Below are 11319 nucleotides of genomic sequence, written 5' to 3' on the forward strand. Positions count from 1 at the left end.
CGCGATAGCGGCCGGTCAGTCAGCACTTGCATTGACTGACCCACCGCTATCGCGAGCAGGCTCGCTCCCACAGGGATTGGGGATCAATTTCAGGTGGGTTGTGCTGCGAGCCACGTCTCATCGCAACAGGTTTTGAGAGTTTCACGCAGCCAGCGGTGAGCGGGGTCATTGTCAAACCTCGGGTGCCAGGCCTGGGTCAGCATCAGGGTGGGCAGCGGAATCGGCAGCGTGAACGAGCGCAGTTTCAAGCCCAGGCGTCGCACACTTAGCAACGCTTCCTTGGGCACTGGCAGAATCAGATTGGAATCCGGCAGCGCGAACATCGCCGCATGGAAGCTCGGCGCAATCACCGCCACCCGCCGCTCCAGCCCCAGCGCGTTGAGTGCCGTGTCGATCGGCCCACGCGCAATGCCACGGCGCGACATGCTGATATGAGAAAAACCGGCGTAACGCTCGGCGGTTATCTCTTCGTCGAACAGTGGATGATCCTCGCGCACCAGACCGACGAAGTGCGTTGAGAACAGGTTCTGCACCTTCACTTCCGGCATGACGGGGCGATTGTTGCTCACACTTAAATCGATGCGCCCTTCGCGCAGCGCTTCATCATCGCCATCGCCTTCCGGCACAAAGCGCAATTCACAATGGGGCGCCTGGCGCTCCAGGGTGTCGAATAGCTTGCCACCATAGACGCCGACGAAAAAATCATTGGCACGGATGCTGAACCGACGGCGCAACGAACCGAGGTCTACCACATCGGCCGAGCGAAACAGCAACGCAGCCTGTTCGACCACATCGCGTACCTGCTCACGCAATTCCAGCGCCTTGGGCGTCGGCACCAGGCCTCGACCGGCACGCACCAGAATCGGATCGCCGATGGCCTCGCGTATGCGCGTCAGCGTTCGGCTCATGGCCGCCGGGCTGAGGTTCATCCGGCGCGCAGCGCCCACCACACTGCCTTCGTCGAGCAAGGCGTCGAGGGCGACCAACAGGTTCATGTCCGGGAGTTGCATGCTGAGCACTCGTGGCTGATCTGGATTGACTCAAGCGCAATGCTAGCAAACATCCTCCGTTTGATGTGTTGGCTGGGCTGGCCCCTTCGCGAGCAGGCTCGCTCCCACAGTGGATCTTCATTACCCGCCAATTTTGTGAACAACACAAAACCCTGTGGGAGCGGGCTTGCCCGCGAAGGCGTAAGACCAGACACCGCAAATCTTACCGCTGCATCCCCCATCGCTTCACCGTCACCCGCTCCAATGTGTCGAACACCAGGTTCTCCACCAGCAACCCGATCAGGATCACTACCGCCAACCCGGCAAACACCTTGTCGGTATACAGCTCATTGCGGTTCTGGAAAATGTACCAACCCAAACCACCCTTGCCGCTGGTGGCACCGAACACCAGTTCTGCGGCGATCAACGTTCGCCAGGCAAAGGCCCAGCCGATTTTCAACCCGGCAAGAATCGACGGCAAAGCGGCCGGGATCAGGATGAACAGCACGAACCGCATGCCCTTGAGGCCGTAGTTGCGCCCAGCCATGCGCAGGGTTTCCGAGACCCCGAGAAACCCGGCATAGGTGTTCAAGGCCAAGGCCCAAAGCACCGAATGCACCAGCACGAAAATCAGGCTGTTCTGCCCCAGGCCGAACCACAGAAGGGCCAGCGGCAACAACGCGATCGCCGGCAGCGGGTTGAACATCGAGGTCAATGTGCTCAACAAGTCGCGACCAAACTGGGTCGATACCGCCAACGTGGTCAGGGCAAAAGCCAGGACGATGCCGATCAGGTAACCCTTCAGCAGCACCACCAACGAAATCCAGACCTTGCCCAGCAATTCGCCGCTGAGCAGGCCGTCATACAGCGCGCTGGTGGTTTGCACAAAGCTTGGCAGCAACAGGTCGTTGTTCTGAACACGGGCAACCACTTCCCACAGCACCGCCAGCAAAATCAGGATCAGGCTTTTACGAATCCAGCCTTGCTGCCAGAGGCGCTGGCCGAGTGGCAAATCACGCTCCAGCGGTACGCTGGTCAGTGGCTGTAAAACGGTTTCGAACTCTTCTCGCGCAGATGATAAATGGCTCATCGGGCAATCCTCTCAATGGCTCAATAAGCGATGCGAATATCGGAGAAATCCAGCTCACGCTCGGTTTCCGCGGATTGACCTTCATCGAACAACAACCGATGAATCCGTCGCGCCGATTCCTGGAACGCAACGCCGCCGAGGCTGTGCAAATCGTATTGATGGCTGTGCACTTCCGCCCGCACACGGCCCGGATGTGGCGACAGCAGCAGAATGCGATTGCCCACCACTAGCGCTTCCTCGATGGAGTGCGTGACGAACAACAGGGTGAAACGCACCTCTTCCCAGAGCAGCAGTAATTCTTCCTGCATCTTGCGGCGGGTCAGCGCGTCGAGGGCGGCGAAGGGTTCGTCCATCAGGAGGATTTTCGGTTGCATTGCCAAGGCACGAGCGATGGCGACTCGCGCTTTCATCCCACCGGACAAGGTGTGCGGATAAGCATCGGCAAACGCTGCCAGCCCCACCTTCTCCAGATAGTGCAGCGCCCGCTCTTCAGCCTCTTTACGCTTGAGTGTTTTGGACGCCAGCAGCGGAAACATCACGTTCTGTTTGACGGTTTTCCACGGTGGCAGTTGATCGAACTCCTGGAACACCACAATCCGGTCCGGCCCCGGTGCATGCACGGTTTGCCCCTGAAGACGAATCTCGCCCTCACAAGGCTGAATGAACCCGGCCACCGCCTTGAGCAAGGTCGATTTGCCGCAACCGGACGGACCGAGCAGCACAAAGCGGTCCGCCGGATCAATTTCAAAACTGACTTGATGGGTCGCTCGAACTACACGTTGCGGCGTGCGGTATTCGAGGCTGACATTGTCGACCGACAGCAGCGCCTGGGCTGTGGCGTTCGGTTTGCTGACCGTGTGGTCTTGCAAAGGGGCATTCATGACGATTAGCTCCCCTGCAGCGGTTTGGTGTCCTGGAAGAAGTAGTCCTTCCACGAATCCGGTTTGTTTTTGATCGCGCCAACGCGGTAGAGGAACTCGGCCAGTGGATAAGTATTCTTCGGCGTGATGCTGAATTCGAACTGCGGGTTGTCGATGATTTTCAGCAACGCGGCGCGGTCGATTTTCGCCTTGGTGACGCGGATATAAGTGTCAGCGGCAGCGCCCTTGTCGTTCTGCGCAAATTCAGCCGCTTCAGTCAGCGCCGCAATAAACGCCTTATAGGTTTTCGGGTTCTCGTCACGGAATTTCTCGGTTGCGAACAGCACCGTCGGCGAGTTTGGGCCGAGTACGTCATAGGAGTTCAGCACCACGTGGACGTTGGGGTTAGCCAGTTCCTGATCCTGGAACGGCGGGTTGGAAAAGTGCCCGGACAGCTCGGTGCCACCGGCCACCAACGCGGCCGTAGCATCAGGGTGCGGCACCGCGATGGTGTACTTGTCGAGGCGATTGAATTCCTTGTCACCCCACTGCTTGGCGGCCGCGTATTGCAGGAAACGCGACTGCACTGAAACCCCAACCGCCGGCACCGCGATGCGGTCCTTTTCGGTGAAATCGGCAATGGTTTTGACCTTGGGGTTATTGCTCACCAGGTAGTAAGGGAAGTTGCCGAGGGAAGCCACGGCTTTGACGTTCTGCTTGCCGTGGGTGCGATCCCAGATCGTCAGCAACGGACCAACGCCAGCGCCAGCAATATCAATCGAACCCGAGAGCAGCGCATCGTTGACCGCCGCGCCGCCGGACAGTTGAGTCCAGTCGACCTTGATGTCGATGCCTTCCTGCTTGCCGTACTTCTCGATCAGGTTCTGATCGCGCACCACATTGAGCAACAGGTAAACAATGCCGAACTGTTCGGCGATGCGGATTTCACCTTCGGCGTGGGCCACGGTCGGCGCCACCAGGCTGCCGGCGATCAGGCTGAAACCCAGGCCGATGGCGGCCGCCAGCGGTGCAAAGGGAAGACGTTTGGACATGGGAATTCTCCGACAAATCAGAAAGGCGCGTCGCCCTGGATGGTGGTGCGAAACAGCTTGCGGCGCAGATGGCTGGGGCATCCGGCGGCGAGGTGAATCAGCGAGCGGTTGTCCCAGAACACCAGGTCATGGGGCTGCCATTGATGGCGGTAAATGTTCTGCGGCAGCACGCTATGGGCGTAGAGCTCATCAAGCAGTTGCTTGCTCTCGTCTTCCGGCAAACCGACGATGCGGGTGGTAAAACCTTCGCTGACGAACAACGCCTTGCGCCCGTTTTCCGGGTGCGTGCGCACAATTGGATGAACCACTTCGGCGACTTGAGCAAGCTGCTCAGGCGTCAGTGTCGGGCGCCAGTTGCCTTCGAATTTGGTCTCGCTGTAACGCGCGGTGTAGGAATGCGCGGCGGATCGGCCCTCCACCGCTTTGCGCAGCGCGTCGGGCAGGTTGTCCCAGGCTTTGTGCATGTCGGCGAACAAGGTGTCGCCGCCTTCGGACGGCAGTTCCTGGGCATGCAGCATCGAGCCCAGGCTGGGCAGTTCTTTATAGGAAAGGTCGGAGTGCCAGAATTTGCCGGCGTCACCGAGGCCGATGGATTGGCCATTTTCGATGATGTTGGAAACGATGAGGATTTCCGGGTGACCGGCCAGCAGGAATTGCTTGAGCACATGGATCTGCAACACGCCGAATCGACGGCTGAAGGCGATCTGTTGCTCAGGGGTGATGCGCTGGTCGCGAAACACCACGACGTGATGATCCAGGTGCGCGCGATGAATGCGGGCAAAGTCCTGATCGTTGATGGGTCGAGACAGGTCGAGGCCGATGATTTCGGCGCCGACGGCGCCGCTGAACGGGCGGATGTCGAAGGTTTGAGGCGCGATGCCTTGAGAGGCATTCGCTGAAGACAAAGAGACAGCTGACATAAAAATCACTCCCACGCACGGCACGCTCAAAGGCGCGCGCGTCGATCAAGAAACTCACGGAGGTCCCGTGTTGGTTCGTGTCGTGCGGCGCGCCGATTGGTCGGCAGGTACGCAGTGGAGTGACTTTATAGGTATAAGAATTGAAATTTAAATACCGTTAGTGAATAACGATATGGCTTTTCTCTAACACCCATTGTTCCCACGCTCCTGCGTGGGAAACACATCCCGTGACGCTCTGCGTCACAGTGGACGCGGAGCGTCCATGGCGGCATTCCTACGCAGAGCGTAGGAACGATCATTAGTGCTTAGCGCTCGTGCAGCGCCTCAGCCCGCGCCCGAATAATCGGCTTGAGCAAATAACTGAGTACCGACTTCTTGCCGGTGATGATATCCACCGACGCCACCATCCCCGGAATGATCAGCAGCGGTTTTTCATCCGTCCCCAGGTGGCTGCGATCCGTGCGTAGCTTGATGATGTAGTAGGTGGTCTTCTTGTCTTCATCGGTGATGGTGTCAGCGCCGATCTGTTCAAGTTTGGCCTTCAACCCACCATAAATGGTGTAGTCGTACGCCGTGAACTTCACTGTCGCCTCTTGCCCGGGATGCAGGAAGGCGATGTCTTGCGGGCGAACTTTCGCCTCGACCAGCAAGGTATCGTCCAGCGGTACGATTTCCACCAGGTCGCTGCCCGGCTGAATCACGCCGCCAATGGTGTTCACCAGCAACTTGTTGACGATGCCGCGTACCGGCGATGTCACCAGCGTCCGGCTGACCCGGTCTTCCAGCGCTTTGCCGGTGGCCTGGGCCTTGTTCAGGTCGGTGCGCGCTTCGTTCAGTTGGGTCAGCGCTTCGCTGCGGAATTTGCCACGCGTTTCGTCGATCTTGCGCTGCACTTCCTTGATCGCCGATTCGGCACGCGGGATCGCCAGCGTCGTGGCGTCCAGTTGCCCGCGGGTTTCGACTTCGGCGCGCCGAAGGCGCAGCACCTCAACCGGCGATACCGCGCCCTGGGCCACCAATGGCTCGGACATGTTGATTTCCTGGCGTTGCATACTCAGTTGCTGGCGATACTGCGACTGCTTGGAGGTGAATTCACGAAGCTCTTGCTGACGCTGGATCAACTGCTCCTTCAAACCACCGATTTCATCGAGCAGTTGCTGACGACGGCTGGTGTACAGCGACTCTTCGCTGGCCGCCTGAACGGGCACGGCTTTGAGCACATCCGCCGGAAAATTCAGCGGACGGTCATCAACCTCCGCACTCAAGCGCTCAACCCGCAGCAGCATCGCCAACCGATCCGCTTCGGTTTCACCGACGTTGGAGGCGAAGCGCGTATCATCCAGGCGAATCAGCGGGGCACCGGCCTCAACAATCTGCCCTTCTTTTACGAACAGTTCAGTAACGATACCGCCTTCAAGGTTCTGGATTTTCTGGATCTTGGATGACGGAATCGCCTTGCCGTCGCCCTTGGTGACCTCGTCGATCACGGCGTAGTTGGCCCAGACCATCAGAAATACGAAGAACCCGATGATGGCCCAGATCGTCAACCGCACCACACGCGGGGCGTCTTCGATGAGGGCTTTGTTGACCTCGGGCAGAGGCTGGCCATGCAGCGAATCGGAGCCCTTGAAGTAACGACCGATCGCACCCTTGAAACCCGACTTAAGCAACACTGATCTGCCCCTTCTTCAACGCTTCCATCACGACGGCTTTCGGGCCATCGGCGAGAATTTGTCCACGGTCGATGACGATCAAGCGATCCACCAGCGACAACAGTGAAGCCCGATGCGTGACGAGCACCACGGTTTTGCTTTCAATCACAGCCGCGAGGCGTTGTTTGAGGCGTTCTTCACCGGTGTTGTCCATGGCGCTGGTCGGTTCGTCGAGCAGCAAAATCGGCGGATCGAGCAGCAATGCCCGGGCCAGCGCAACGTTCTGGCGCTGACCGCCGGACAGGTTCTGCCCACGCTCACCGACTTGCAGTTCATACCCTTGCGGGTGCAGACGGGCGAATTCATGCACGCCGGCCAGTTCGGCGGCTTGCAGGACCAGTTCGTCTTCGACATAACGTGCGCCCGACACCAGGTTATCGCGAAGCGTGCCCGCCAGCAGCTGGATGTCCTGCGCCACGTAGCCGATGTTGTGGCGCAACTCGCTCACGTCGATCTGACGGATGTCGACGCCATCCACCAACAGTGCGCCGTCGTCCGGCTGGTAGAGCCCCACCACCAGTTTGGCCAGGGAGCTTTTGCCCGAACCGCTGCGCCCGATGATGCCGATCTTCTCGCCCGGTTTGATGGTCAGGTTGATGTTCTTCAGCGCCGGGTTTTGCTGGCTGGGGTAGGTGAAGTTCATCTGGCGGCACTCGATGGCGCCTTGCAACACCTTGCGGCTCAGCGGGCGCTCTTCGAAGTTGCGCTCTTGCGGCAACTCCATCATCTGATCGACCGAGGTCATGGTCACCCGCGCTTGCTGATAACGCGTCAGCAGGCCGGACAGCGAAGCCAGCGGGCTGAGGGCACGACCGCTGAGCATGTAGCAGGCGATGAGACCACCCATGCTCAGGTTGCCGGCGATGATCTGGTACACGCCGAAGACGATCATGATGACCCCGGCCAGTTGCTGGATCAGCAACGTGATGTTCATCGCCAGGCCCGAGAGCATTTTCACCCGCAGTTCGAGTCGACTGAGGGTGCCGATGGTTTGCTCCCACTGATACTGACGTTCGCTTTCGGCGTTGTTGACCTTCACCGCATCGAGGCCGGCGAGGGTCTCGATCAGGCTCGACTGACGCTCGGCGCCCAGGGCCATGGTTCGTTCCATGGTCGCCACCAGCGGCTTCTGTAGTGCGTAGCCGATGAGCAAGGCTATCGGGAACGCCAGCACCGGAATCCACACCAGGTGCCCGCCGAGAATGGCAATGACCATGAAGATCAGTAGCGTAAACGGCAGGTCGATCAGGCTGGTCAGCGTCAGCGAGGCGAGGAAGTCGCGCAGGCTCTGAAACTCATGGATGTTCTGGGCGAAACTGCCGACCCGGGCCGGTCGGTACTTCATGGCCATGCCGACAATGCGTTCGAACAACGTCGCGGAGATGATCAGGTCGGTTTTCTTGCCGGCCAGGTCCAGGCACAGACTGCGCAGGCTCTTGAGGATCAGGTCGAACAGGTAGGCACCGCTAATACCGATCGCCAATACCCATAGCGTCGATTCGGCCTGGTTCGGCACGACACGGTCGTAGACGTTCATCACGAACAGCGGCGCGGCCATGGCGATGATGTTGATCAGGAAACTGGCGGCGATGGCATCAGCGTAGAGCCAGCGCGAACGCTTGAGGGTGTCGCGGAACCACGAGCGTGCGCGCGGGATCAGCGTGCCGTGGTTGACGTCGAATTTATGCTGGGGTTGAGCAAAAAACACTTTGCCGGTGTAGTCATCGGCGAGCAACTCGCGACTGACGACACTTTCACCGCCATCGCTTTCGCTCAGCAGCACGCGGGCCTGGTCGTCACCGAGCCAGCCGAGGAGGACCGCACTGCGACCATCCTTTAGCAACAGCAGGGCCGGCATCGCAATCGCAGGGATCTGCTCAAGCTTGCGTTGCAGCACCCGACCCTGCAGGCCGGCACGAGCCGCTGCGCGAGGCAGCAACTCAACACTCAGGCGTTGCTTGGGCAACGGCAGGCCTGTGGTCAGCATCGCGGCGCTGGCCGGCTTCTGGTGCAATGTGCAAAGCGCTAACAGGCCATCCAGTAACGGATCGTCATGCAGCGTGCGTGGATCATGGATGAGTTGAACCCGACTGACTTCTGATTCCACGCTCGACACTCTTGGCTAACGGTAAATAGGGAGGACTCAATTCATCCCGGGGAGCTGAACTTGCGACTTCACGTCGATTGGCACAACACAAGCCTGTGGTGCGACCACTCCCTGGCTCTTGAGCAACTCGCTCATGGTCGCCTTGATTCGGTATTGAGTAAATAACTGAATGTTTTTGATCTGAGCCAAACAACGGGAAGCGTTAAACAGTTCGTTTTCGCTATCGAGCAAGATGCGCTCGGTCGAGACTGAACAGTTTTTGATTCGCGGTAAGCACGATGGTGTTGTGATCGGCAGATTGCCAAGCGGGCCTGCACAACCATAACCGCCCAGCAGATCAACCCGTGGCAGGTATCCCCCTTTAGCCGCTTTTAACTGATAATCCGCGGCCAATCGACTATTAACACTTGCCTGGATCTCCGGATGGATATCCAGCGCCTGTTGTATTGCCTGCAGAAGGGCCTGTATCTGCACAAAACCGTTGGCTGAGCACAGGGCAAAGATTTGAACAATGGCTGACGAACGGTTCGAATTGCCCCCGCACTTCTTGTCATGAATCACTACAGATCGTGTTACCCAATTGGATAATGGCCACTTGAAATACCGTACGTCGGAAAGTGAAAAGTCTGAGCTGGATCACGCTCTGCAGGACAGCTCGCCACCTAAATATCAATGTGACATTACTGGAACGACTGTTTAGGATGGCACCGCCAGGTCAATTGTTTGGCATATAGTTAATTGCGAAAAAGCATAGACAATTTATTGACGATTAGATGCGTCAAACTTGTGTCTACTCTTGTTTGAAAGTACGCCCTGTCTGGGCAGGCCAGGTGCCACTTGGTCCATGGACGTCAACTGAACGCATTACCCGGAGAGTCTTCAATGAGCAGTGTTGTTGCCATCGTCAAAAGCATTGTCGGTCAAGTTTTCGCGGTGTCCCCAGAGGGTGTCCGTCGTGTACTCGTTGAAGGCGATCGACTGTTTGTCGGCGATCAGGTAGACACTGGTGCGGCGGGTGCCGTAACGCTCGAATTGGCTGACGGCCAGTCCCTGGATCTGGGGCGCGACACTCAGTGGAGCGGCAGCGCTCCGGACTCCAGCAGCAGCCTGGCAGAAGCCACCGCACAAGCGGCTCCATCGGTTGAAGAACTGCAGCAAGCCATCGTTGCCGGCGCCGACCCGACCAAAGACCTCGAAGCCACTGCAGCCGGCCCTACGGCTGCCGGCACGGGCGGCGCGGCAGGTGGCGGTCACAGCTTCGTCATGCTGGATGCAACTGCTGGCCGGGTGGACCCGACCATTGGTTTCCCGACCGAGGGCCTTGACTCCACTGCCACAGCTACCACGCTCGATACCGGCCTTCAGGACACTACAGCCAATAATGATCCGAGCGTACTGACTGCTGATACTGGCACACAGGCCGAAGACAGCGTCGCGACCGGCAACGTACTGAACAACGATAGCGATAACGACACGCCCCTCAGCGTCGCCAGCTTTACCATCGCCGGCATGACGGGTAGTTTCACCGCAGGCCAGACGGCGTCCATCATTGGTGTCGGTACATTGACCATCGGCCCTAATGGCAACTACACCTTTACTCCGAACGCCAACTACAACGGCTCCGTACCGCAAGTCACGTACACCACCAACACTGGATCGAGCAGCACGCTAGATCTCACCGTGACGGCGGTCGATGATCCGAGTCTTTTGACTGCGGACTCCCAAACCATTGCAGAAGACACGCCTGCGATCGGCAACGTGCTGAGCAACGACAGCGACGCCGACAATGTCCTGAGCGTGGCGACTTTTACCATCGCTGGCATCAATGCCACGTTCACAGCCGGCCAGACTGCCACCATTGCCAACATCGGTACCCTGGCCATTGCGGCCGATGGCGCCTACACCTTTACCCCGGCGGCCAACTACAACGGCACGGTGCCTGAGATCAGCTACACCGTCACCGACGGTTCCGGCAATGACGTCACCTCGACCTTGAACATCAGCGTGACTCCGGTCGATGACAGCTTCACCGACCTCAGCGAAACCGTGGCCACCAGCGAAGACACCGCCGTGACCGGTAGCGTCCTCACCGGCACGTCGAGTGTCGACGGACCGGTCAGCGTGCTCAACTTCACGGTTGGCGGCACCCAGTACCAGGCCGGTGAAACCGCGACCATCGCCAACGTCGGCACCCTGGTGATAGGGGCCAACGGGGCATATACCTTTACTCCGGCCGCGAACTACAACGGCACCGTGCCAACGGTCAGCTACACCGTCACCGACGGCTCCGGTACTGACGTCACCTCGACCTTGAACATCAGCGTGACTCCGGTTGACGACAGCTTCACCGACCTCAGCGAAACCGTGACCACCACCGAAGACGCTCCAGTCTCCGGCAGCGTCCTTACCGACACGAGCAGCGTTGACGGCGAAGTGACGGTGATCAACTTCACCATCGGTTCGACCACTTACACCGCCGGCAGCACGGCGATCATCGCCAATGTCGGCACCCTGGTTATTGGGGCCGATGGCGCCTACACCTTTACTCCGGTCGCCAATTACAACGGTACGGTGCCCGTGGTCAGCTAC

The 11319-nt window shown here is 58.9% G+C and carries 8 protein-coding genes and 2 pseudogenes; 1 reads left to right on the forward strand and 9 read right to left on the reverse strand.

All coding sequences use genetic code 11. The features are described from left to right. Window positions 1–89: 89 nt before the first annotated feature. The 9 genes and pseudogenes from PMI22_RS13410 to PMI22_RS32515 all read right to left on the reverse strand — a co-directional run. Window positions 90–1010, reverse strand: a complete 921-nt coding sequence (locus PMI22_RS13410) for a LysR family transcriptional regulator (protein WP_007946238.1) — start codon at window positions 1008–1010, stop codon at window positions 90–92. A 202-nt stretch (window positions 1011–1212) separates the two neighbouring features. Continuing rightward, window positions 1213–2079 carry an ABC transporter permease gene (locus PMI22_RS13405; RefSeq protein ID WP_007946239.1) on the reverse strand — a complete coding sequence of 289 codons (867 nt, stop codon included), beginning with the start codon at window positions 2077–2079 and terminating at the stop codon, window positions 1213–1215. Between the two features lie 20 nt (window positions 2080–2099). Beyond that, entirely contained in the window at window positions 2100–2960 is an 861-nt protein-coding gene (locus tag PMI22_RS13400) for an ABC transporter ATP-binding protein (RefSeq protein WP_007946240.1), read from the reverse strand. Between the two features lie 5 nt (window positions 2961–2965). After that, on the reverse strand, window positions 2966–3991 hold the full coding sequence (locus PMI22_RS13395) for an ABC transporter substrate-binding protein (RefSeq protein ID WP_007946241.1): 1026 nt from the start codon (window positions 3989–3991) through the stop codon (window positions 2966–2968). 17 nt (window positions 3992–4008) lie between these two features. After that, window positions 4009–4911, reverse strand: coding sequence for a TauD/TfdA dioxygenase family protein (locus PMI22_RS13390; protein WP_007946242.1), 903 nt, complete (start codon window positions 4909–4911; stop codon window positions 4009–4011). Window positions 4912–5216: 305 nt separating this feature from the next. Continuing rightward, a complete protein-coding gene (locus PMI22_RS13385; RefSeq protein ID WP_007946244.1) occupies window positions 5217–6584 on the reverse strand; it encodes an HlyD family type I secretion periplasmic adaptor subunit in 1368 nt (455 codons plus the stop codon). Next, complete coding sequence (locus PMI22_RS13380; protein WP_007946246.1) at window positions 6574–8730, reverse strand: type I secretion system permease/ATPase; 2157 nt, start codon at window positions 8728–8730, stop codon at window positions 6574–6576. Before PMI22_RS13380 ends, PMI22_RS13385 begins: the two co-directional genes overlap by 11 nt. A 36-nt stretch (window positions 8731–8766) precedes the next feature. After that, window positions 8767–9007, reverse strand: a pseudogene (locus tag PMI22_RS32510) (TolC family outer membrane protein); the annotation flags it as partial. Between the two features lie 53 nt (window positions 9008–9060). Then, window positions 9061–9291 (reverse strand): annotated as a pseudogene (locus PMI22_RS32515) (TolC family protein); the annotation flags it as partial. Window positions 9292–9612: 321 nt separating this feature from the next. Between PMI22_RS32515 and PMI22_RS13370 the strand changes: the two are divergent. Beyond that, on the forward strand, window positions 9613–11319 hold a 1707-nt coding region (locus tag PMI22_RS13370; RefSeq protein ID WP_007946248.1), incomplete at its 3' end, for a retention module-containing protein.

The organism is Pseudomonas sp. GM21 (assembly GCF_000282215.1).
GTDB lineage: Bacteria > Pseudomonadota > Gammaproteobacteria > Pseudomonadales > Pseudomonadaceae > Aquipseudomonas.